Origin of the sequence: Shewanella sp. SW24 (genome assembly GCF_025653395.1) — a bacterium.
Classification (GTDB): domain Bacteria; phylum Pseudomonadota; class Gammaproteobacteria; order Enterobacterales; family Shewanellaceae; genus Shewanella; species Shewanella oncorhynchi.
Window position 1 is genome coordinate 58,259 of the sequence record NZ_JAKKSH010000014.1, and the last position, 23,721, is coordinate 81,979.

Genomic DNA, 23,721 nt, shown 5'->3' on the forward strand with positions numbered 1-23,721 from the left:
CACTAAAGTAGTGATGTTGAAACTTAGCAGCTGTTTGGCAGGCTTTATTGGGAAGTAAATAATGCCAGAGTTGACTCTGGCATTATTGATTTTGGGGATAGGTTTGGTTGTCTTTCGAAGCAAGATAACTTAGATAAAAGTAGACTCAGAACGGATTAAGGTTGCTGGCGCGTTGGTGCTAGAACGATTTCGCGTACGCACACATTTTGCGGTTGTTGCCATGCAAACAACGCAGCAGCGGCGACATTTTCAGGGGCGATAACGCCGCCCATTTCTTCTTTCCAGTCATGGTAACCCGCTTTAATGTCATCGCTGGTGGTATGGCTCAACAACTCGGTTTCTACTGCGCCAGGGGCGATAGTGATAAGGCGTACGTCATCCATGGCGACTTCTTCACGAATGTTTTCTGTTAAGGCGTGCACGGCAAATTTAGTAGCGCAGTAAGCGGCGTGGTTTGGAAAGGTTTTACGCCCCGCCACTGAGCTGACATTAATGATAGTGCCAGTTTTGCGAGCTTTCATGCCGGCTAATACCGCATGAATACCATTAAGCACGCCCATCACATTGATATTGAGCATGCGGCTCCATTCCTTGGGATCTTGCACATCGATTTGGCCTAGTAGCATGATTCCCGCGTTATTGATAAGACAGCCGACCGGGCCAAATTGTGCTTCTGCTTGGGTTATGGCGGTTTTAATAGCTGCGCCGTCGGTGACATCGACGCTGATAGAAAGGCTGTTTGGTAATTCAAGCGCTTGCATTGCTTCAACTCGGCGTGCCAGTAATAGCAGCGGGTGGCCTGCAGCGCTAAAGCTTTTGGCCATAGCGGCGCCAATACCCGATGAAGCGCCCGTGATGACAACCAGTGATTTAGTAACTTGATTCATTAGTATTTCCTATTAATTGGAGCCAATGTAAGCCGTAAACAAACTGTTGTTCGGCGTCTTGAACCTGTTAACCAGTATAGGCTGGGGATTTTCAGTCGAAAAATACTTATTCCAGCTGGATATGATAGGCTCAGCCTATGGCACTATTGTTGAAACTTTGTGCTGAACTCGTCGGTTGTCGGAGAAGATTAAATGGTCGATTTGCGTTTGCTGCGTTTCTTTATCGCAATTTTTGAAGAGAACAATATTACCTCGGCGGCTAACCGTTGCTTTGTGAGCCAGCCTTCACTGTCTGCTGGGTTAAAGCAACTCGAAGAAGAGCTTGGTGGTCAGTTATTTGAGCGCAGCAAAAAAGGTGTTAAACCTTTGGACAGCGCGCACTATCTATACCCTTTGGCGGTTAAATTAGTCGAGGAGGCGAGTAAGTTACCAGGCTTGTTTATGGCGAAGGCAAGCCGGCAAAAGCTACGTTTGGCTGTGATGCCAGACTTAAGCCAGCGGCGTTTGGCAGGATTTTTACGACAGGTGAATCAAGCCATTGAGAAGCTCGATCTGGATCTGTTGGATTACCAAAGCCCCGCAGATTGTCGTTTAACTATCGACAGTTTACGCCATGAAGATGAAGTGTTTTTCCCGCTATGGGAGGAGGATTATGTGCTGTGCGTACCCAAGGAGCATGCCCTCGCCCAAGTAGATAGCCTACGCCCCGAGCAGCTCAATGGCTTTGACTTTATTGAGTGTCCACCCTGTGAAGCCCATCAGCAAACGATAGGTTTATTGGCGTGCAGCAATATGTCGCTTAATTTGGTCGCTAAGGCTGAGTCAAAATCTCTAGTGATGTCGCTAGTGTTAGCCGGATTTGGCGTGAGTTTTTTACCCGATGGTTTGATTGAAGATGAGCCTAGGCTCAAGCAAGTGAAATTTGATGGTCCGAGAATGTTCCGTCGTATTGGTTTGTGTTATCCCTCCCATCAGGCAGTTGCGCCAACATTGGCGACCTTGTTACGGCATTTAGCCGCTCGATCGAATTAATTCCAAGTTAGTTTTGGGTTATCAGTATTCAGATCAGTGAGTCGCTAAGGGCGATTCACTGAGATTAAGCGGAGGCTCGACGCCATAGGACTCAAATAGCCGAGTAATTTCACCTGAGGTACGCATGTCGTCGACTATCTGGTGAGCTTGGCATATTGATGCTGCGGCGACATGAGCGGAATACTGAAATAGCGGCCATTTTTGCTGATATCTACGTACGCCATCTGTTTGAGTTGGGGATCTTTGGCAAAAAATTGCATTTCATGCTGTTCGGAGGTGATGGCTAAATCGATACGTCCAACCTTCAACATATTGATTAACTGACCGTTATCATTAACAAAAGACACTTTTAGTTGGTTTTGATTGTCATTAAACTGCGGACAGTAAAAAGCGCCTCTAAGTGCGCCAATGATATGAGGTTTTAGTTCATCGAAATGTTTGACTTCAAGTTGTCTATTTGCAAGGGCAAAGTAATAGACGTAGCGCTTGTCGTATCCCAGTAGCATAGGGTCTAGAAAATCGTTGCGCTCTGGCGTCATCGAATGGACAGGAATTAGGTCGACTTGCCCCATTTCTGCCACTTTAATTGTGCGTGCCCAAGGCACATTACTCCAATTTATCTTGTGACCTAGGCGGGCGATAACTTGATTGATGACAGCTGCACCTGGGCCTTTGCACTCACCATTTTCGACATAAATAACAGGATGCCTATCGCGGCAGTGTGCTTGCCAGACAACAGCAGAGGTTTCTGCCCTTGCTTGGGACAGAAATAAGCATGAAATGACAATGATCAGTATCAGCCTCATTCATCTTGCCTATTAAAATGCTCAGTTTTAATTATCGGGCTGGACATTTAATTCGACTAGGTTTTATTTTTGAGTCGTTTAGCTGCGCAGGTTTGGTCAATAATTGATTGTAGTGCTTATACATCCACTGTGCTTTTTAAGTAATTATAAATTCACTCTATTTTGTAACCAAACGGTTTGGCCTGTTAAATCTGACCAAACCTTTTCTGGGGCTCATTCGCTGCTAGGAAACTTACCTATCCGACTCAAGATAGGGTGTTAATTGGGTTTCAATAGCCTCAATTTGAGTTTGGGCGTAGGCAAGTTCGGATTCGGTTAAACATGATTTTGCGGTGTTTTGATGGAGTCGTTGAGCGCTATTCATCCCGTATTTACCAAAATGACGTAGCAATAAACTAGACCAAATAAACATTTGTATAGGTTTATTTAATTGTTCTGCGCCGTAAATATTGACCAGCTCCCGCATAGCAATTTCATGACCTAGCTCTGCCGATTTGACGTACCAAGCTTCTGCCGCTTGTAGAGCCTCTTGAGTGGGTTTTTCACCACTTAAAAATGATTCAGCCTTATAGAAATAAAAATATTGTTGTTGCTCAGCGGGGATTGGATGCTGATGCAAGAAACTGTCACGTAGACGCTCAGCCTCTCTTATCTCTAAGGTACCTAGTTGCTGACTGAATCTGGCTAATTCTTTTAGATGATCGGCTCTATTGCTCATGGCCGCGAGCTGGTAATACATTAACGCTTTAATTGGTTGGCGACTCACGCCTAAACCTTGCTCATAAATCTTGCCTAAGCCTAGCAGTGCGTCTTCATTCCAGTTAAATGCGAATTCTTCAAAGTCAATTTTAGCCTGTTGGTAATCACTTTCATTTTGTGGCGCTTTCAGTAAAAGATGAGCAAATTCAATCTTAGCGAAGTCATTACCTCTAGCGACAGATTGGCTTAACCAATGGCGCGCCTTGTCATAGTCGACAGCAAAATCTTCACCGTAGAGGAAACGTTTACCAAGATAATACTGGCGGAAATCATCGTCTGCGGCGCGCTCGCTAAGTAATGCCTCTGCACGCGCTAAATCTTTAGGTCCACCTTGGCCTGCAGCAAGCATATGCCCTAGATCATCTTTTGCTAATTCATAATCAGCGGCTGCGGATTTCTCAAAGTATTCACGTGCTTTGATATAGTCCGAAGTGACGCGCTCATCATGCCAGTAGAGTGTGGCTAAATGGTAATAGGCTCTTTGGTTTTCTTGTGCGGCGGCTTTTTCGAACCAGTAAATTGCTTGGTTAGCATCGGGATCGAGAAAGGGCTGGCTTAGATACAAGTAAGCAAGCTCATATTGAAACTCGGCTTGCCCCGCTTCGGCATTAGGTTTGAGCTGTTCTGCCTGTGCGATTAACTCATCGAGTGTTTGCGACTCAGAAGAGAGCAAATTAGGTAGTGTGAGCATGGGTAAATATTGAGGCTCTATTTCGGCGGCTTTTTTATACCAATCGTTAGATGCCTTGGGATCGGCGGGAACTTGTGGGAATCGACCGGAATAAAGTTCGGCCATAGCAATGGCGGCAACGGCTAAGCCTTTATCGACTGCCTGCTGAATATAATCTAGGCCAGAGTTGACTTCGCCTTGGTTAATCAGTGTTAAGCCATGATTGAGTAGCGCAGTAGGATCACCTGCGGCAAGTGCTTTAGCTTGCGCTTGTTTTTTTTGATATTTAGCGAAAAAAATAAACAGTACAATAAAAGCAATAATTATTAGTATCAACAACATAGTAGTCCATCACTATCGATATTTGGGAGTATAGTAAACGTAAATTTTTACAAGAATGCAAGTTTACAATTTGGGCTAGGCTGATCGACTAAGCCGATCAATCCCATGGGCATTAGCGTTATTTATCTTGCAGATGGATCTCCCTAATGGGGCAGGCAATCTCGATTCCCGCCTGCTTAAGTGCGTTATAAAGAGCGAGGTTCACCTTATATTTATGTTGAAAATAGCTTTGTGTGGGCACCCAGTAACGAACCCCCATTTCAATTCCATTAGTATTAAAACCATTGATGCCGATATTAGGTGTGGTCTCTTGATAAACATAGGGATTATTGCTCAATAACTCAGTAATCACACTAATGGCTCGTTCGGGATCTGTGTTGTAACTGAGATTGAACTGGGTTTCGACTAGCTTATTGCTGAAGGAATTGTGCAGGATTTCGCCGACGATATGCTTATTAGGAATGCTGATTTGCTCGCCTTCCTCATTGGTGAGTATGGTCATGCCTAAGTGGATACGTTTAACAACGCCGCTTTCCCCTTTAATTTCAATAGTATTGCCTACTACAAAAGGGCGGGTGACGATAATAGTCACGCCTGCGGCATAGTTCGCTAGCATACCTTGTAAGGCTAAACCTGCGCCGAGGGAGGCAGCACCAATTGCCGCAACCATAGGGGTAATACTGATGCCGATCTTGCCGAGGGCGATAATCCCGACCATGACGATGATCAGAATGCGGATAAGATTGCTGACAAAATTGCTTAGGGTGATATCGATATTGTGTTTGTCGAATTGCTTAGCGACTAAGCGTGATACTTTACTGGCTACCCATAAACCTAACAAAAAGATCAGCAAAGCACCTACGAGTTGAAAGCTGTAGGTGACTACAAATTCGGTGATGAGTTGATAAACGCCTTGTAGTTGCTGCAATTCTTGATCGAGTCCAGGTGTTATCATTATGATATCCTTGTAATAAAATTAACTGTGCGATTATAGCGTAGAAATTCCACCAAATACTTTTCGCCCTTCATGTGTGAAGCGTATCATGTAATCGTGGTTGGTTTAATGAGTCGATAGGGGGAGTCAGGTATGCTGTTCGCCTATCCAATAATGGAGTCGAGTGTTTATGAAAACGCTGTTGTTATGTTTGTCTTGTCTGTTAACCCCAATCTGGGCGTATGCTGCGAGTTATGTTGCCGGAGATGCGATTAATCCCATTTCACTTCTCGACCAAAATGATAAAACCATTAATGTGACTGATGAGACTCAAGTGCTGCTCTTTAGTCGCAGCATGAAAGGCGGTGATGTGATTAAGGATGCACTTACCCCCTTGAGCGCGACTCAAATGCCAGCGGGTTTAGTTTATGTTGCCGATATCAGTGGTATGCCTTCTTTGATCGCTAAATTTGTCGCTGTGCCACAGATGCAAGATTTACCTTTTGCGATTGGGTTAGATAGGGATGGTGAGATCAGTCGTTTATTACCTGATAACAAAGATATGGCCACTATGATATTGCTCAAGCAGCGTAACATTTTGGACATTGCCTATTTTGATTCCAGTGAAGCCTTGAACCAAGCCCTCGCAAAACTCAATCAGCCGCAGTAACAACTCGATTTAACGGATGTATTTTAAGGCATCCATTAGTCTTCTTTTCACTGTGTGATTGTTACTTCAAGATAACTGTTTTTAGATGGATATTTTGGCTCCAGCCAGTCTATCCATCTCCCTTCCGATAACGTCGTAAAAAATTCACTTTTTATTCTGATAATGAACACAAATTTACCTTAGGGTTTGTGTGCATAATTATTTGTTTTATAGCACCTTTTTTTGATGGTTCAGTTCCTTAAAGAGTTGGGGAATAAAAAGTTATTAATTCAGCATAAAAATTCGTTGCGTAAAGCGAAAAAATATCGTTTACTGCGCACGTTTTTAATACATCACACTTACTGTTATCTATCTGACCCAAAGGAGACTCTGGCCCAATGAGCCAATTTCAATCTATTGATGTTGCTGACTATTATGATATGGACACATTCAAGCGTATTGAAGCGTTTGCCAAAGACAAAGCAACCCCGTTCGTAGTGATCGATACCAGTATCATAGCGAAACAATACGATGACATGGTTAATAGTTTTCCTTACGCCAACGTTTATTATGCAGTTAAGGCAAACCCCGCGGCCGAGATCTTATCTTTACTAAAAGATAAAGGGTCAAACTTTGATATTGCCTCGATTTATGAGCTAGATATGGTCATGAATGTCGGTGTGACAACCGATCGAGTCAGCTATGGTAATACCATTAAAAAGCGTCAAGATGTGCGTGCATTTTATGAGCGTGGCGTGCGTATGTATGCATCTGACTCAGAAGCCGATTTGCGAATGATCGCTGAAGAAGCGCCGGGTTCACGTATTTATGTGCGCATTCTGACCGAAGGTACAGATACTGCTGATTGGCCGTTATCCCGGAAATTCGGTTGCCAAAACGAAATGGCCTATGAGCTATTAGTATTGGCACAGGAATTAGGCTTAGAGCCTTTTGGTATTTCTTTCCATGTGGGTTCTCAGCAACGTGACATAGGTGCTTGGGATTCCGCTATTGGTAAAGTGAAAAGCATTTTTGACCGTCTGCGTGATGAGCACAATATCACCTTGAAGATGATCAATATGGGTGGCGGTTTCCCTGCTAACTATATTGATAAAACCAATCAATTGGGTGTGTATGCCGAGCAAATCACTCACTTCTTGAAGGAAGATTTTGGTGATGATTTACCACAAATTATTTTGGAACCAGGTCGTTCGTTGATCTCTAACGCGGGGATTTTAGTGTCTGAAGTGGTACTGATCAGCAAAAAATCTTACACAGCGTTAGAGCGTTGGGTGTTTACCGATGTGGGTAAATTCTCTGGCTTGATTGAAACGATGGACGAGGCGATTAAGTTCCCGATTTATACTGAGCGTCAAGGCGAGCTGGATAAATGCGTGATTGCCGGCCCAACCTGTGACAGTGCAGATATCATGTATGAGCACTATAGCTATGGCTTACCAAATGACTTAGCCATTGGCGACCGTATGTATTGGTTAACCGCAGGGGCTTATACGACGACGTATTCAGCAGTATGCTTTAACGGTTTCCCACCGCTGAAGGATTACTATCTGTAAGCTATTGTGGTGACATTAATAAAGGCGCTTAGGCGCCCTTATTTGTCTTTAGAGTAATAGCGGGATTACTCGTGGGATTTGAGGATCTGATAAATTTCCTCTTTTAAGTGTAACTTTCTGCTTTTGAGTTCTTTCACAGTGGGGTTGAAATCACTGGCGACACGTTTTTCCAGTTGTTTGATTTCCTCGTCTAACTGATTATGCTCATTAAACTTACGTTGAAAATGAGCATCTTGGGTTTTCAGGGTGGAAATTAATTCTCTGTACTCTGGAAACATCGGCATTCTCCTTGTCGTCATTTACTACACTTCAGGTTATGCCTTAACCCTAACCTTATACCAAGTCGTTAAACGTGACTTAGATCACTTTTAGCGGTCACTTAGATTAATACTAATGGATGATTTATTTTAATCTATTTTAAATCAGTATCTTAGGTATTTGTTGCCACAGCCTCTGGCATGAGTTCTGGATCTGGTTCACACTTTGTTTGGTATAAATCAGACTGACATTCGAAATATGGGCAAATTTGCTATCTTGTGAGCAGATGCTGGTGTAGTTGGTAATTTCATTACGACTAAACAATTACTTCTTGCCGATAATTCTGTGATCAAGTTAACCTTCACCGCTTCGATACTAGGTTAAAGTCGATTTTATAAGAATTTAATTATCAAAAATGAAAGGGGTTTTCACAATGGCTGATGTATTTCATTTAGGTTTGACCAAAGCGATGCTCGATGGTGCAACCTTAGCAATCGTTCCTGGTGATCCAGAGCGTGTAAAACGTATTGCTGAACTAATGGACAATGCGACGTTTCTTGCTAGCCACCGCGAGTATACAAGCTATTTAGCGTATGCCGATGGCAAGCCAGTAGTAGTGTGTTCAACCGGTATTGGTGGTCCATCTACTTCTATCGCAGTAGAAGAACTTGCACAATTAGGTGTGAATACCTTCCTGCGTGTAGGGACTACAGGCGCAATCCAACCTCATGTTAATGTGGGTGATGTGATTGTGACTCAAGCTTCAGTGCGTTTAGATGGCGCGAGCTTACATTTTGCACCTATGGAATATCCAGCGGTTGCAAACTTTGAATGTACCACTGCTATGGTTGCAGCGTGTCGCGATGCTGGCGTTGAGCCACACATTGGCGTAACAGCTTCTTCTGATACTTTCTACCCAGGCCAAGAGCGTTATGACACTGTCACAGGCCGTGTAACGCGTCGTTTCGCGGGTTCAATGAAAGAATGGCAAGATATGGGCGTACTGAACTATGAGATGGAGTCTTCCACTTTGTTCACTATGTGTGCCACTCAAGGTTGGCGTGCAGCCTGCGTTGCTGGTGTGATTGTAAACCGCACCCAACAAGAAATTCCTAATGAAGCCACAATGAAGAAAACTGAAGTGAGTGCGGTTTCTATCGTGGTTGCAGCGGCGAAAAAACTGTTAGCTTAATTTTTACTAAGCTAAGCGACACTCCCCTGCAAAGTGAGTGCTCAAAATAGAAAAGGTGCCAATGGCACCTTTTTTGTTGCTTTAAAACTATGCCGATACCGATTAGAAATGGTATTGAGCAATCACAGAGTAAGTGTCTTGATCGACGCCTTTCACCCCGTATTTATTGGTCCACAGATCATATTCGATACCCACCAATAATTTATTGGCTTGATGATCACCGAACAGGCTCTTACCGAGATCGTATTTTAGCTGTGGGTTGAAATGGAAGTTTTCCTCGTAGCCGTTATCGTCGGTGGCAAATACCCAGTCGATAAAGCCATCGAGTACTATGTTGGCAGATCCAACAGGGATATCGATACGAAATACAGGAGTGAACTGCCAGCCGTCACTATTGTTACCAGTGCTCATACCATCGCGGCGATAGGTATTAAAGTTAAGATAAGTAAAGTATGGTACTGCTACGTCGACCCCTAGACCGTAAAGTAGGCTATGGACTGGACCTTCACCTTCTTCATAGGTTAACGCTAGAGACAAGTCTGTTACTGGGCCAAAGGCGATTTTCTCGCCGAGGATTTTGCTGGCACTGAAACGCGGTGAAATTTCACCATAGGTAGTGCTTTCCATGCCCGTGTCGTTACCTTTGAAATAGATAAAATCTTGGAAGGCAAACCAATCACCGTATTTCCAGCCGCCAGCCGTTTCTAGGGTGATAGTGGCTTGTTTATCTGATGGCGCTAAATCGTAGTCTTCGCCATAGAGGGCTGTTGCACTGAAATCCCACCACTGTACTAAGTCACCCGCAAATGCTTGAGGAGAAAGCATTAGTGCTAGGCATAGGCATGTTTTTTTCATTGTTATTTCCTGTTGTATAGGTCGAAGTTAATTCGTGTCTTACTCAATCCGCTCTCTGACCTATGGCATGGTTTGATGGGTAAGTTCAAACCTAGCGCGAGTGTACGTCAAAGGACTTGCTCAAAAGTGGGGGCAATATATGCAAAAATTTACATTTATTCAAAGTTTTTATCGAATGTTGTTGTCAAAATCACATAATCATTAGTGAGGAATTTTATTTTTAGATGATTGATTTTTAATGTTTTTTATTGTTATTTCGCCGCTTGTGGATTGGGGGGTGCTATCTTTTTGAATTGATTATGCTTAATTTTAAAACAACCTAACGGCTTTCGTGGGCGGATATGGGAGAATGAGGATTAAGTCATCGGTGATTGAGTGTGCGTTTTGATAGGGTAAATTTTGACATATTATGTCGATTATCCGAAACTCTGCTGTTATAGTGCAGTAAAGGACACTCTCATTTCAGGGGGAAATATGGAGTTTTCAAATCCGATTTTAGTGTGGGCAGTGATTGGTTTAGTGTTAATGCTCGCCGAAATAGTGGTTCCAGGTGGCATAATAGTGTTGCTGGGTGCGGCTTGTTTAGTCGTGGCAGGTGCGTTAGGCATAGGACTGGTCGAAGGTGTCGTGCAGAGCATGACCCTGTGGTTTATCTCTGCCATTGTGTTGTTATTGGCTTTCAGACAAGTCACTCAGAGGCTCGTTGGTGGTGATTCCCATGTGGATAACACGGATGAAGCAATCGAACTATACAATCAAATTGTTCGCGTAAAGCAGACCATAGGTCCTGGGCAAACACCTGGGCGGGTGGAGTTTCAAGGTAGTGAATGGCCAGCGCTTGGCGATGGCAGCATTATCGAGGCGGGTACCGAAGTCAGAATTATTTGTCGTGAAAATATCGCTCTAGTCGTTGAGCCTATTTCAATAGAAGCTTCCAAAAACTAAAGGATGGAATCTATGTTTGTATTTACCTTAGTCATTTTATTTATCTTTTTTATTCTTTATAAGTTGATGTTAATTGTGCCGATGCGTGAAGTGCATGTCATTGAGCGTCTTGGCAAATTCCGCGCAGTATTAAGCCCTGGATTTCATTTTTTGATCCCTTTTTTCGATCGCGTCTCCTACCGTCACGATACCCGTGAGCAAGTATTAGATGTGCCGCCACAGAGTTGTATCTCCAAAGATAACACTCAACTTGAAGTGGACGGCTTGGTCTACCTCAAAGTGATGGATGGCAAATTGGCGAGTTATGGTATTGAAAACTACCGTAAAGCAGCGGTGAATTTAGCCCAGACCACTATGCGATCTGAAATCGGCAAGCTGAGTTTGAGTGAGACTTTCTCTGAGCGTGATAGCTTAAATGAATCAATCGTGCGGGAAATAGATAAGGCTTCCGAGCCATGGGGAATCAAGGTATTGCGCTATGAAATTCGTAATATCACGCCTTCACGCCATGTTATCCACACCCTTGAGAAGCAGATGGAAGCTGAACGCCGTAAACGTGCCGAAATCACCTTAGCGAATGCCGAAAAAGCCGCGATGATCAATATGTCTGAAGGTGAGCGCCAAGAGGCCATTAACCTGTCAGAAGGTCAAAAACAGAAACGGATTAATGAAGCTAAAGGTACAGGTCAGGAGATCGCTATCATAGCGAAAGCAAAATCCGAAGGTATGGCAATGATCTCGCAAGCATTAGCCGTCAATGGCGGTACAGATGCGATGAATATGCTATTAAAAGAACAGTTTATTGCTCAAGTTGGTAAGATCCTCAATGATGCACAAGTCTCTGTTGTTCCCGCTGAAATGGCAAAACTTGAAGGTTTCTTCGAAGGTATGGAGCAAGTCACTCAGACTATGAGTGGCCAGAATAATCTTGGCAAAGGAGCGCGATAATGAATATTCCAGTAGATACAGATTTGATTGTGATGGCAATTTGGGGACTAATATTTGCCATTTTTGTGATTAAACTATTTCAATCGATCCGCCTAGTACCCACTAAATCGGCTTTTATTGTTGAGCGTTTAGGTAAGTATCACAGTACGTTAGATGCGGGGTTCCATACTTTGATCCCCTTTGTGGATAAAGTGGCTTTTATTCATGATTTGAAAGAAGAAACCATCGACGTACCGCCGCAGGAATGTTTCTCGAGCGACGAAGTAAACGTTGAAGTGGATGGGGTGATTTATATCTCTGTGACTGACCCTGTGAAGGCCAGCTATGGTATTACCGATTATCGTTATGCAGCAATTCAGTTGGCGCAAACGACGACGCGCTCTGTCATAGGGACACTTGATCTTGATCGTACGTTTGAAGAGCGTGATGTGATTTCAGCTAAGGTAGTGCAAGTCTTAGATCAAGCGGGTGCCCTGTGGGGAATACGCGTGCATCGTTATGAAATTAAAAATATCACACCACCTGAAACCGTTAAAAATGCCATGGAAATGCAAGTAAATGCCGAGCGTGAGCGCCGTGCATTATTGGCTAAGAGTGAAGGCGACAAACAGAGTAAAATTAACCGTTCTGAAGGGGTTAAAGCTGAAACGGTAAACCGTTCTGAAGGTGAGATGCAGCGCCGGATTAACGAAGCCGAAGGTAAGGCTGAGGAAATTTTAACCATTTCCCGCGCAACGGCAGAATCGATTGAACGTCTCGCCTCTGTTATTGCCGCGCCGGGTGGTCACAATGCCCTGCGGATGCAACTCGGTGAGCAATACTTTAAACAGCTCGATGGCTTAAGCCAGAAGAATAGTCGAGTCGTATTGCCGGGTAATATGGTGGATTTCGATTATTGGATGAATAGCATAGGCTTAACGGAAGAAAAACCGAGCTAAGGCTGTGGTTATGTGGTTAAAATCTGAAACTAGCTAGTTCATTAAGGTCAAATACCCAAGTATTTGGCCTTATTTTTTGGCTGTAATTGGATACTGAGTTATGAAGAGTAGGTGGGTTAGACAGCTTCTGTTGAATGAACCGCCAGAAGCTGCAGTTGGGCATAGATAAATTTTTCATTGAATGGAAGGCTAATAAGCTAGGCGTTCATGAATTTGGGAATGGGCGTGGGTTTCAATGAGCTTGGCAATTTGGTTTTGTTCTAATTGCTGAAGCGCAGAAATTTCGTCATAAATCTTGTCTTGAACATCCAGCGGCATGCGCACATGTTCCATAAACATCCTAATTCCCAGCATGTCGCCACTCTTGAACAGTTGGCTGAATTCGGTGGCTTCTATCTCGATTAATGCATTCATAATACTTCACCCTGAGGTTGGATTTGACACAGATACAGCGGTCTTGCTGTTAATTAAGAGATACGCCTAAGTTTGATCTAGGTCAATTAAACTGCATATTAATCTTTCTTAATAAATGATTTTGTTGTTTACAAATAATGGGTTATAAATTTAGTAGATCAGCAAATTTGAAATGAGTTGTTGTTTAAAACTGAGTTTTTATGGGCAGGCAGAATCAATGAGTGAGTCATGTTATACGGATAAAAAAATAGCGACGAGCGATAAAACGCTGGCCGCTATTTATTCTTAATAGTCTATCAGGAGTAGGCTAAAGCCTTATTTAGGAATCGCCAGAATCTGGCAACCATTAATCCCCGCTTTTTGCAGTGTATGACGTTTACGCTCTGCATCACGTTTACGCTCGAAGGGGCCTAAAGCAACCTTGTACCATACGCCAGTCGTACCTTCGACTTGTCTCACTTGCGCCTCTAAACCTTGGAAAGCGATGACAGCTTTCATCTCGTTCGCCTGTGATTCTTGGCGGAAAGAAGCACACTGCAACTGATATTGCATCGGTGTTCTGCTCGCAACAATATCGGGAATATCGACCTCAACATGCTTATTTTCAAGCTCGTTCAGATAGGTCCATTCTTCCTTTGGTTGTGGTGGCAGAGCATTAGGATCCTTCTTTGGCGGAACAATAAGCTCAGCAGTTTCAGTTGTCTCTACTGGGATAACGACCGCTTGGCGTTCAGGTTCTTTGACCTTAGGAGTAAGCACCGCTGTCTCTTGAGGCTTAACTTGTACTTCCGTTTTCTTGGCTGGAGCGGGTATCGGCTTCACTTCTTGCTTAGCATTATCTTTAATGCTTGACAGGAAATAGACGAAACAACCCACAGCGAGTATGACAAAGCCTATCAAGGTCAGCGGCAGCTTCTTACGCGGCGCCGATTTAGATTGTGAAGGCTTTGCTCGAGTTGGGCGAGTCGCGCGGATTGGGCGCGGTTTAGCGCCCGACTGCGGCCTTCTATTGGCATAATCGCGATTACTCATGGCTTACATCCGCTCTAAGGTTTCAATACCGAGTAGATTTAGGCCTTTTTGTAACGTACGAGCCGTCAGTTGCGCGAGTAATAAACGGCTGTTCTTTTGCGCGTCATTATCGGCGGCAAGCACTGGACAAGCTTCGTAAAAGCTAGAGAAAGCACCCGCTAATTCGTATAAATAAGCACACAGTACGTGCGGCTGACCTTTATCGACAACACGATTGAGGATCTCACCGAACTGCGCCAACTTATTACCGAGATCTTTCTCTTTTTCATGCTCAAGCACGATTTTCGCTTGGCTGAGATCCAGATCGGTTACTCGCTTGAATATGCCCGCAACACGGGTGTAAGCGTACAGCAGGTAAGGTGCGGTATTGCCTTCGAAGCTGAGCATTTGTTCAAAGCTGAAAATGTAATCGCTGGTGCGGTTTTTCGACAAGTCAGCATATTTAACGGCGCTGATCCCAACGACACGGGCAATTTCAGTCAGCGTGGCCTCATCCATATCAGGATTTTTGCTACGAACGAGTTCTAGCGCGCGCACATTGGCCTCTTCTAGCAGGTCAACTAACTTAACGACACCGCCGCTACGGGTTTTGAATGGACGGCCATCTTCGCCATTCATAGTACCAAAACCTAAGTGTTCTAATGACATATCTTCACGGACAAACTTAGCCAGTTTCGCTAGGCTAAAGACTTGTTGGAAATGCAGTGCCTGACGTAGGTCAACAAAATACAGGACGCGATCGGCCTTTAACACGTTCGAGCGGTAGCGCATTGCTGCAAGATCTGAGGTGGCATACAAATAGCCGCCATCGGCTTTTTGGATGATAACAGGCAATGGCTCACCTTCTTTGTTGCGGAAGGCTTCTTGGAATACGACTTTAGCGCCGTTACTTTCGGTTAATAAACCTTGGGCATCTAAATCTTTAACCACTTGCTCGAGATCGGCGTTATAAGCACTTTCACCGTGTACATCGGCGCGGGTCAGGCTCACACCTAAACGGGCGTAGACTTCATGGCAGTGGCTTAACGAAATATCGTTAAATTCGCGCCACAGTTTGTTGCAATACTCGTCGCCAGATTGCAGTTCAACCACTAACTGACGAGCGCGGGTGGCGAATTCTGCTGATTCGTCGAAACGCAGTTTAGCAGCACGATAAAAGTTTTCTAAATCAGACAGTTCAAGTTGAGCTTCTTCACCATTTTTGGCGCGCAGCTCTTCCATATAGGCCAGCAACATACCAAATTGTGTGCCCCAGTCGCCCACATGGTTTTGACGAATAACCTTGTGGCCTAAAAATTCTAACGCACGCACAACACTGTCACCAATGATGGTTGAACGTAGATGGCCTACATGCATTTCTTTGGCGAGGTTGGGTGAAGAGTAATCGACAACAACGGTTTGTGGTGTCGGTAACTTAATGCCTAAATGCTCATCGTTGACGGCATTTTGCAGTTGATCTGCTAAGGCGCTGTCGTTGATGAAAAAGTTGATAAAGCCTGGTCCTGCAATTTCAACCTTAGCCACAAAAGCCGAAGCCGGTAAGGTATCTATGATCAGTTGGGCTAATTCGCGTGGATTCTTGCCTGCGACCTTGGTTAGCATCATGGCTAAGTTGGTTGCCAAGTCGCCATGACTCTTATCCTTGGTTCGATCTACCTGAATGCGTGCTTCAAAGTCAGCAGGCACAATACCTTGTTGTTTAAAGGATTCTAGAGTTTGTTCAAGTAATGATTGGATATGTGATTTCATGGGTTCTAATCGGCACTAACTTTAAGAGTGAATACAGGGAATAACCGCATATTTTAGCCGTTTGTGGTTAACAATTGCTATCTTCCCGATGATTTTTTATCAAATGATTGTGAAATACTCGACTCAGAGGAGATCCAGCGGATCTCTGTCTAAGCTCCATCGGCAGCGTTTAGCTTCGATAAGTTGTTCTACAAGCGGATGAATACGTTCAAACTCTTGCTGCAGACGGTTGCGGTTTTTAGCTTGGAATAAGAGTTGGCGACGGAACTTGCCAGCTTTTTTATCTAAGGGCGCGGGCATAGGACCAATCACCTCAAATTCTTTATCTTGCGGCAAAAGCGCGGCAAAGGCGTTGAGAAAGTTATCGGCATCACTGGCTAAATGTGCTTCGGCGCGCACCAACACCATGTGCCATGCTGGCGGCAGCAGTGCTTGTTGACGTTCTTTGAGCTGGCTGCGAGCAAACTCGCCATAACCGCGGTGCAGCAAATCCCGCAAAATAGGATTGTCGCTCTGGTGAGTTTGCAATAATACCGTGCCGGGTTTACTGGCACGCCCTGCGCGACCTGCAACTTGGGTATAGAGTTGTCCAAAACGTTCGGGCGCGCGGAAGTCGGCGCTAAATAAAGCGCCATCGACATCGAGTAACCCAACAAGCGTCACATCAGGGAAGTGGTGGCCCTTAGCTAGCATTTGCGTGCCGACGAGGATTTTATATTCCCCCTTATGAATCGCATTTAAGTGGGTTTCTAATGAACCTTTAAGGCGGGTCGTATCACGGTCGATGCGCACTACTGGATGTTTAGGAAACTCTTGTTGCAGCGCTTCGGCGAGCTGTTCTGTGCCTATGCCTTGGCCCATCAACATAGTACTGCCACATTTGTGACACTGCTTGGGGATAGCGTATTGATTGCCACAATGGTGACAGCAAATTTCGCCAAGGGATTGATGTACAGTGAAAAACGCGTCGCAGCGGTCGCATTCGTGTAAGTGCCCACACTCGTGGCAAAGCAGGGCTGGTGCGAAGCCGCGGCGATTGAGAAACAACAAGACTTGGTTGCCTGCGTCTAAATGCAGGCGGATTTCGTTCAGTAACGGCACTGACATACCGGCTTTCAGCGGCATATTTTTAATGTCGATAATGCCTTGGCGCACTTTTTTAGCCGCACCTGCGCGTTCACCCAATTGTAAATGATGGTAACGGCCGCTTAAGGCATTTTGTAGACTTTCGAGTGAGGGGGTCGCTGTGCCCAAAATCACCGGAATCGCTTCTAAATGGCCACGCATGACTGCCAAGTCGCGGGCATGATAACCAACGCCTTCCTGTTGTTTGAAACTACTGTCGTGTTCTTCATCGAGTATGATGATGCCGGGATACGCCATAGGTGTGAACAAGGCTGAGCGGGTGCCGATAATGATTGCAGCCTGACCACAGCGGGCTTGGCGCCATGCTTCGAGTCTCTGATTGTCGGTTAACCCTGAATGCAAAATGGCAACATTGACTTTGAAACGGCGCTTAAAGCGGTTGATTGTCTGGGGTGTTAAGCCGATTTCAGGCACTAAAATTAACGCTTGTTTGCCTTGCTTGAGGATTTCTTCGAGTACAGCAAGATAGACTTCCGTTTTACCCGAACCGGTAATGCCTTCTAATAAAGTACAGTGATATCCTTGTTGCAGATTTAAAGTGGCAACGGCGACGGCTTGTTCTTTATTGAGTTTATGTGGCGTTTCGTCCATTTCGAGTGTGGTGCGCCAGTCGAGATTAAGCTCGGCAATTTTTTCATGGCGTGCCACCCAGCCTTTATCTTCTAGGGCTTTAAGCGCCGCTTTACTGATGTCTAAGCTGATAACCTCTTCTTGGGTTAAGCTGGCGGTTTTGAGTAACTCGAGTAGTTTTTTCTGTGCGGGTGCGCGTTTAACCGCTTCGGGCGCAATATTTTGGCCTATTTCAGTTAATTGCCAGAATTGGATCTTTTGTGGCGCGGCATCGAGCCCTTTACGCAGGGCCACTGGTAAGGCTTGGGTTAGCATCTGCCCTTGGCTGCAAAAATAGTATCTCGCAGCCCAAAGAGTTAATTTATAAAGTGATTCAGGCAGTAAAGGTTTATCGTCGATAAACTCGAGCACAGACTTAATTTGCTTTGGGGCTAAGCTGCAAGACTCAGTGATACCTGTGACTAACCCGATCAATTGTTGACGACCGAAGGGAACTTTAACGCGCACACCTATTTGCGGTGTACTAGGATAGGATTCGGGTACGCGGTAGCTAAAGGTTTGCCGCATAGGCACAGGTAACGCAACTTCGACAAACAATGACATATGCAGGCAAGTCTTAGACAAGAATGTGGTTTAGTGTACTCAGCGCGGCTGGCTAGGGCTAGCCCTAATGATGGTTTACCAAGGATAGTTGAGAGTAAATAAATGGCTAATATAGTGAAATCATTAGGTCTACTTGCTTTGGTGTGCAGCGCACCTAGCATGGCACAAGTCTCCCATGTGAGCATTAATAGCCGGATGTTTGAATTAGGCGCTTACCCTAAACTCAGGGTGAATGTGATCGCAGACAATCAAGATATGTCGCGCTTAGAGTTTGTTGTGCAGCAAGCAAGCGGCGAAGAAAGGTTAATGGTTGAGGAGATTAATCGCTTTTTAGTTTTACTCACTGGCGTTGAAGATGTGAAGGATAGTAGCGCTAAACTCTTAGTGAGAGAGTATCGTCTTGACCGATGGTATGACGTCAAAAGTATCAATTTATTCGGCACAGCTAAACCTGCCTCTGCCGCGTTAACGATAAAAGCGGTTTCGGACACTAAAAAGACCACCATAGCGGGCGCCCCAAAAAGTGCGGATAAAGTGGGCATTAAGCCTGTAAAAGTGGTGGCAGAACCAAAGCCAGTTGCAGAGGTAACGCCCGCAGCGACTGTTGCTACTGCTGCAAATACCCAATCCAAAGTACCAACGGTAGAAGTGGTGACTGGCTTTAGATTTCCTGAAGCCGCGAACAAACAAAATACGTCGGCTACTGAGATAAACGCCTTCGCTAAAACCTCTGAGACGATTGCTGTTGAAAAAGGGGCTGTTGAAAACGCTGCAACTGAAACTGTGGTTCCCGAAATAGTGAAAACGGCAAATAATGAGCAAAAACAGAATATTGCTGAAACGGCCTCACAGACGCCCGAACATTGCCATTTAACGTATCTTGCTGGCGAGACGTTGTGGCGTATCGCTAATCGATATGCCAAGGATTGGGATGTGAGTGTATATGGCGCTATGTTGGCGATTTATGAGGCAAATCCTGTGGCTTTCTCGAAGAATAGAATCAATGCACTCAAGAGCAATGCGGTGCTATCTTGTCCTTCGAAAATGATTTTGGATCAGCATTCTGATGCTAAAGAGGCGCGGGCGGTATTTGAGGCTAAAGAAGCGGGAAAATAAGCCGCTTAACTAAAGTCAAAATAGACACGGATTAACCGGCAAACGCTCAGATAATCTACTTGTATCCCTTGTAGGTATGCTGTACCATTCTGCGCCCTAAACATATTGTTATTAACATGCATGTGGTGTCCGACTACGGGTTGGAAGAGCGACATGGCCTTACACTTTTGAGGTAACCCCAATGAAACCAGGTATCCACCCAACATACGCTATCATCACTGCAAACTGTACTTGTGGTAACGTTATCAAAGTAAACTCTACTGCTGGTAAAGATCTGCATTTAGACGTATGTGGTGCTTGTCACCCATTCTACACTGGTACACAAAAAGTTGTTGATACCGGCGGTCGTATCGACAAATTCAACAAGCGCTTCGCAGTGCTTGCAAAGAAATAATTGCGATTGCAATGTTTCTAGAAAAGGCGCCTATGGCGCCTTTTTGCTTTGTGTTATTCGTCGATTTTCTTTATTCCGCTTATTCTACATATCTAGCTGGTACGACTTCACTCAATAAATCGTCAACTTATTCAGTATTGAGAGTTCAAGTGTATAATTCGACTTATTTATAGCAATTAACTATAAGATAAATATGCTAGTCGCCATATATTGTAATTTAACCAACATTTTTGAGATTAAGTCGCTACAACTAGCGCAGTAACTACAAAATATATGTTTGTTTCCTACAAAACATATTAAGAAATGCAGCTTTATTATAGGAGATAAGTTTATAAAACTAAGCTTAGAGGGTCTATTTGGCGGCTAAATTGAAATTTATGAATCTCTTATTTATAAATTCCCCTTATTGGCGTATCTTACCCCGACCAGCCAGACTATTAACATCACCCTTTGGTGAGACTAGATGTGTGTTGGTAGGTCTTACTCTCATAAATTATAAATGTCGCATTTCAGGATTTTAAAATGTCAGATATTCGTCAACAAGCACTCGATTATCATGAATTTCCCATACCAGGCAAAACCGCAGTTTGCCTTACCAAACCCGCCGAAACGAGTCACGATCTCGCCCTAGCTTATAGCCCTGGTGTGGCTGAGCCAGTACGCGAAATCGCTGCAGATCCTGACAATGCGTATCGTTATACCAATAAAGGTAATACGGTTGCCGTGATTACCAATGGTACGGCTATCTTAGGTTTAGGGAATTTGGGCCCTTTGGCTTCTAAACCTGTAATGGAAGGTAAAGCATTATTGTTCAAGCATTTTGCGAATATCGATTCGACAGATATTGAGATTACGCATAATACGCCTGAGGAATTTATCAATACTGTTGCTGCGATTGCTGACACTTTTGGTGGTATCAATCTTGAAGATATTAAAGCGCCCGAATGCTTTGTTATCGAACGTGAATTGATTGCTCGTTGTAAAGTGCCAGTATTCCATGACGATCAACACGGCACCGCAATCGTGACTGCGGCGGGTATGATCAATGCGCTGGAAATTCAAGGCAAGTTGATAAGCGACGCGACTTTTGTGTGTATGGGTGCGGGTGCTGCTGCCATCGCTTGTATGACTATGCTGGTAAAATGCGGTGCGAATCGCGCCAACATTTACATGCTAGACACTAAAGGTGTTATTCATTCTGGCCGTACAGATCTTAATGAATATAAAGCACTATTTGCGAATGATACCGAGAAACGCACGCTTCTTGATGTTATTAAAGGCGCAGACGTATTTTTAGGTCTATCAGGTCCTGACGTCATTGGTGCAGAAGAAGTCGCGCTGATGGCCGATAAGCCAGTGATTTTTGCGTGTTCTAACCCAGATCCTGAAATCAAACCTGCACTTGCTCATGCAACGCGTAGTGATTTGATCATGGGTACGGGTCGTAGCGACTATCCAAACCAAGTGAATAACGTATTGTGTTTCCCATTTATTTTCCGTGGTGCATTGGATGTGCGTGCGTCTTGCATTAATGATGAGATGAAAATTGCGGCAGTTCATGCAATTGCATCACTGGCAAAAGAGCCTGTGCCCGCGAGTGTGTTGAAGGCTTATCCTAATGTGACGTCGCTGAGTTTTGGCCCTGAATATGTGCTGCCAAAACCTATGGACCCACGTTTATTGCCAAATGTCGCCCGTGCGGTTGCACAAGCGGCTATCGACTCTGGTGTGGCTGCGATCACCACTTTACCTAAATACGCCGACTAGGCTAAAAGTGGTAAAAACATTAAAAAGAGGCTAATTAGCCTCTTTTTTGTTTTTAAGTGGACATTAAAGTCACAGCGTCTTAGTTGCCTTTTAGGTTATGCTACTGAATAATCAACGGACAACTTTTGTTGAGCTTCTGTTAAAATCGCACAAATAATTATAATAATCCTGCAGGATAGCGGATAGATGAAATTCACCCGAATGTTAACTACAAAATTAACCAGCTTTTGGTTAATGTCATTAGCCGCTATCGCCTTCGTATTTTTGCTGAGCGCTATGATGAGTTTCGTGCAGCTGACCTATAAATTTCAGCAGCAAAAAGTCGCTGAACTCGAAACTATGTTAGTCGATCAGTTTCAACACCAACCTGATTGGGAGCTAGAAGCTTGGCTACCGCCCATGCTGCTTGCTTACAATGCCGTTAATTTTCGGTTGACCTTGAAAGATGAAGTGTTATTTGCCTATGAAGGCAACCTTTCTACGCAAAATGCGATGGTGTATGACCATGTGCTAGAGCCGACATCTGGCTTGCGTATGCAGTTAACCTTGACTCAGCCATTCGAGCATTACACTTTCAGTTGGTATGAAATTCTGATTTTGTTGGTCGGTATCTTAGCCGTGGCTGCCTTAGTGCGTTTTGGTTATTTATGGTTTTCACAGCAGCTCGATGGCATTGAAGAATTAGCCTTACGTAGTCGATTGATTCTGCAAGGTAAGCATGAGCAAGCTCTCGCTACCCCCGGAAATGGTAAACCAAGGCTGATTAACCGTGCTTTGACTAAGTTGTTAGAAGAGTTACAGGACGCACAAAAGGAGCGGGGGCGTTTCGACAAATTCATCCGTTCTAATACCTTTCTTGATGCGGAAACGCGCATTGGTAACCGACTCTTTTTGAATAATCGTCTCGACGCCCTTAGTCATAATCAGGCTATGCTTGCCCACGGGGTAATCTATTTATTAGAAATGGATGATCTGGATTTATTGCAGCAATCCCAAGGTGAAGCTGTGACGAAAGAGCTATTAAACTCGACAGTTAATGCGATAAGTCAATTGCTGCAAACTCAAGCTAATAGTATTTTTGCCCGTCGTTCCCATAATCAATTTGCCATAGTCGTGCCGCAAATCTCCTTAATTGAAGCGGATCAATTTGCCAGCAAATTACTCAAGATATGTCTAAGCCAGCCTTTGCCTGATGTTGAGAATAGCGATAACTTTTTCCACCTCGGATGCGCTTATTTTACCGCAGGCGATAATGCGGCTCAGTTAATTGAAGAAGCCGATATGGCTTTGAGGGCGGCACAATTACAGGGTAATAGTAATTGGTTTATGTACGACAAAGGCGCGATTGATGAAGAATTTGCCAAAGGCTCAGTGCGTTGGCGTAGTTTTTTAGAAAATGCGTTAGTGCAAAGGCGATTCTTCCCCTTTAGCCAGCCGATAATTGATTCAGATGGTAATGAGCACCATAAAGAGATATTTACGCGGGCTCGGGATAATCAGGGGGCGTTAATCCGTGCCACACTCTTCATTCCTATGGCGAATAAATGTGGCTTAATGCCACAGGTCGAACGGCAAATTATTGAGCGGGTATTGTTATTATTGTCGAATGAATTAGCAGACGGCGTATCGAATGCTCAAACAGTTAAGAAATCAGCGCCGCAGATATACAGTATTAATCTGAGTTTGGATTCGCTAATGAGCCGAGCCTTCACTCAATGGCTAAAAACGACGCTATTAGAATATCGCCATCTCACCACGCGACTGATTTTCGAAGTGCCTGAAGATATCGTTATTCAACATCAAGAAAAGTTGCAGCCTAAATTAGATATGATCCGTAAAATGGGCGCGAGATTATGCGTCGATCATGTGGGTCAGCAGGTTGTCGGTACTTATTACATTCGCGAATGCCATTTTGATTTAATTAAGTTACACAGATCCATCGTGCGTCATATTCATTTACGACCAGAAAACCAATTATTTATCCGCAGTTTGATTGGCGGTTTATATCGAACGGAAGTACAAGTCTGCGCCGAAGGGGTAGAAGTCTTTGAAGAGTGGCAGACACTGCAAATCCTCGGTGTTGGCGCAGCGCAGGGAATGTATTTCAGTGAACCCATAGAGGCTAAGTAAGGGAAGTTCAG

The 23,721-nt window shown here is 44.3% G+C and carries 20 protein-coding genes and 1 pseudogene; 11 read left to right on the plus strand and 10 right to left on the minus strand.

The window, feature by feature from the left end:
• Positions 1-155: 155 nt before the first annotated feature.
• Positions 156-887, minus strand: a complete 732-nt coding sequence (locus tag L5M17_RS13100; RefSeq protein WP_168825713.1) for an SDR family oxidoreductase — start codon at positions 885-887, stop codon at positions 156-158.
• Positions 888-1,079: 192 nt separating this feature from the next.
• Between L5M17_RS13100 and L5M17_RS13105 the strand changes: the two genes are divergently transcribed.
• Positions 1,080-1,919, plus strand: coding sequence for a LysR family transcriptional regulator (locus L5M17_RS13105; RefSeq protein ID WP_263148011.1), 840 nt, complete (start codon positions 1,080-1,082; stop codon positions 1,917-1,919).
• 33 nt (positions 1,920-1,952) lie between these two features.
• Here L5M17_RS13105 and L5M17_RS13110 read toward each other — a convergent pair.
• From L5M17_RS13110 to L5M17_RS13120, 3 genes and pseudogenes are all read right to left on the minus strand, one after another.
• Positions 1,953-2,725, minus strand: a pseudogene (locus L5M17_RS13110) (substrate-binding periplasmic protein).
• 232 nt (positions 2,726-2,957) lie between these two features.
• Positions 2,958-4,496, minus strand: coding sequence for a tetratricopeptide repeat protein (locus tag L5M17_RS13115; protein WP_263148016.1), 1,539 nt, complete (start codon positions 4,494-4,496; stop codon positions 2,958-2,960).
• A gap of 118 nt (positions 4,497-4,614) precedes the next feature.
• The gene (locus tag L5M17_RS13120) at positions 4,615-5,451 is read right to left on the minus strand and encodes a mechanosensitive ion channel family protein (RefSeq protein WP_263148019.1); all 837 of its coding nucleotides are present in this window, start codon (positions 5,449-5,451) and stop codon (positions 4,615-4,617) included.
• A 169-nt stretch (positions 5,452-5,620) separates the two neighbouring features.
• Here L5M17_RS13120 and L5M17_RS13125 point away from each other — a divergent pair, with 169 nt between their 5' ends.
• Both L5M17_RS13125 and L5M17_RS13130 read left to right on the plus strand, forming a co-directional pair.
• Positions 5,621-6,100 carry a hypothetical protein gene (locus L5M17_RS13125; protein ID WP_219250687.1) on the plus strand — a complete coding sequence of 160 codons (480 nt, stop codon included), beginning with the start codon at positions 5,621-5,623 and terminating at the stop codon, positions 6,098-6,100.
• 377 nt (positions 6,101-6,477) lie between these two features.
• Positions 6,478-7,653 carry a type III PLP-dependent enzyme gene (locus tag L5M17_RS13130; protein WP_105251256.1) on the plus strand — a complete coding sequence of 392 codons (1,176 nt, stop codon included), beginning with the start codon at positions 6,478-6,480 and terminating at the stop codon, positions 7,651-7,653.
• 65 nt (positions 7,654-7,718) lie between these two features.
• On the opposite strand, the gene L5M17_RS13135 is transcribed toward L5M17_RS13130, so the two are convergent.
• Complete coding sequence (locus L5M17_RS13135; RefSeq protein WP_006083288.1) at positions 7,719-7,931, minus strand: YdcH family protein; 213 nt, start codon at positions 7,929-7,931, stop codon at positions 7,719-7,721.
• 413 nt (positions 7,932-8,344) lie between these two features.
• On the opposite strand from L5M17_RS13135, the gene udp reads away from it, so the two are divergent.
• The gene (gene udp / locus L5M17_RS13140; protein ID WP_105251257.1) at positions 8,345-9,103 is read left to right on the plus strand and encodes a uridine phosphorylase; all 759 of its coding nucleotides are present in this window, start codon (positions 8,345-8,347) and stop codon (positions 9,101-9,103) included.
• Positions 9,104-9,205: 102 nt separating this feature from the next.
• Here the strand turns inward: udp and L5M17_RS13145 are convergent, their stop codons facing one another.
• Complete coding sequence (locus tag L5M17_RS13145) at positions 9,206-9,958, minus strand: outer membrane protein OmpK (protein WP_263148021.1); 753 nt, start codon at positions 9,956-9,958, stop codon at positions 9,206-9,208.
• A gap of 474 nt (positions 9,959-10,432) precedes the next feature.
• On the opposite strand from L5M17_RS13145, the gene L5M17_RS13150 reads away from it, so the two are divergent.
• From L5M17_RS13150 to L5M17_RS13160, 3 genes are read left to right on the plus strand one after another with little or no spacing between them, the layout of a single operon-like run.
• Positions 10,433-10,903 (plus strand): NfeD family protein, encoded by a 471-nt coding sequence (locus L5M17_RS13150; protein WP_113940097.1) that lies wholly within the window; start codon positions 10,433-10,435, stop codon positions 10,901-10,903.
• Between the two features lie 12 nt (positions 10,904-10,915).
• Positions 10,916-11,851: an SPFH domain-containing protein gene (locus tag L5M17_RS13155; RefSeq protein ID WP_105251260.1), complete on the plus strand. Its 936-nt coding sequence runs from the start codon at positions 10,916-10,918 to the stop codon at positions 11,849-11,851.
• Complete coding sequence (locus L5M17_RS13160) at positions 11,851-12,789, plus strand: SPFH domain-containing protein (protein WP_168825701.1); 939 nt, start codon at positions 11,851-11,853, stop codon at positions 12,787-12,789. Before L5M17_RS13155 ends, L5M17_RS13160 begins: the two co-directional genes overlap by 1 nt.
• Positions 12,790-12,978: 189 nt before the next feature.
• Here the strand turns inward: L5M17_RS13160 and L5M17_RS13165 are convergent, their stop codons facing one another.
• The 4 genes from L5M17_RS13165 to priA form a co-directional block, all read right to left on the minus strand.
• Positions 12,979-13,203 carry a hypothetical protein gene (locus L5M17_RS13165; RefSeq protein WP_006083282.1) on the minus strand — a complete coding sequence of 75 codons (225 nt, stop codon included), beginning with the start codon at positions 13,201-13,203 and terminating at the stop codon, positions 12,979-12,981.
• A gap of 315 nt (positions 13,204-13,518) precedes the next feature.
• On the minus strand, positions 13,519-14,235 hold the full coding sequence (locus L5M17_RS13170) for an SPOR domain-containing protein (protein ID WP_168825699.1): 717 nt from the start codon (positions 14,233-14,235) through the stop codon (positions 13,519-13,521).
• A 3-nt stretch (positions 14,236-14,238) separates the two neighbouring features.
• Positions 14,239-15,984 (minus strand): arginine--tRNA ligase, encoded by a 1,746-nt coding sequence (gene argS, locus L5M17_RS13175; RefSeq protein WP_105251263.1) that lies wholly within the window; start codon positions 15,982-15,984, stop codon positions 14,239-14,241.
• A gap of 123 nt (positions 15,985-16,107) precedes the next feature.
• A complete protein-coding gene (gene priA / locus L5M17_RS13180; protein ID WP_263148024.1) occupies positions 16,108-18,303 on the minus strand; it encodes a primosomal protein N' in 2,196 nt (731 codons plus the stop codon).
• Positions 18,304-18,405: 102 nt separating this feature from the next.
• Between priA and L5M17_RS13185 the strand changes: the two genes are divergently transcribed.
• From L5M17_RS13185 to csrD, 4 genes are all read left to right on the plus strand, one after another.
• On the plus strand, positions 18,406-19,419 hold the full coding sequence (locus L5M17_RS13185; RefSeq protein WP_263148027.1) for a FimV/HubP family polar landmark protein: 1,014 nt from the start codon (positions 18,406-18,408) through the stop codon (positions 19,417-19,419).
• A gap of 181 nt (positions 19,420-19,600) precedes the next feature.
• On the plus strand, positions 19,601-19,813 hold the full coding sequence (rpmE, locus tag L5M17_RS13190; RefSeq protein WP_063883331.1) for a 50S ribosomal protein L31: 213 nt from the start codon (positions 19,601-19,603) through the stop codon (positions 19,811-19,813).
• A 522-nt stretch (positions 19,814-20,335) separates the two neighbouring features.
• Positions 20,336-21,580 carry a malic enzyme-like NAD(P)-binding protein gene (locus L5M17_RS13195; RefSeq protein WP_105251266.1) on the plus strand — a complete coding sequence of 415 codons (1,245 nt, stop codon included), beginning with the start codon at positions 20,336-20,338 and terminating at the stop codon, positions 21,578-21,580.
• 186 nt (positions 21,581-21,766) lie between these two features.
• Entirely contained in the window at positions 21,767-23,710 is a 1,944-nt protein-coding gene (csrD, locus tag L5M17_RS13200) for an RNase E specificity factor CsrD (RefSeq protein WP_263148030.1), read from the plus strand.
• Positions 23,711-23,721 lie beyond the last annotated feature (11 nt).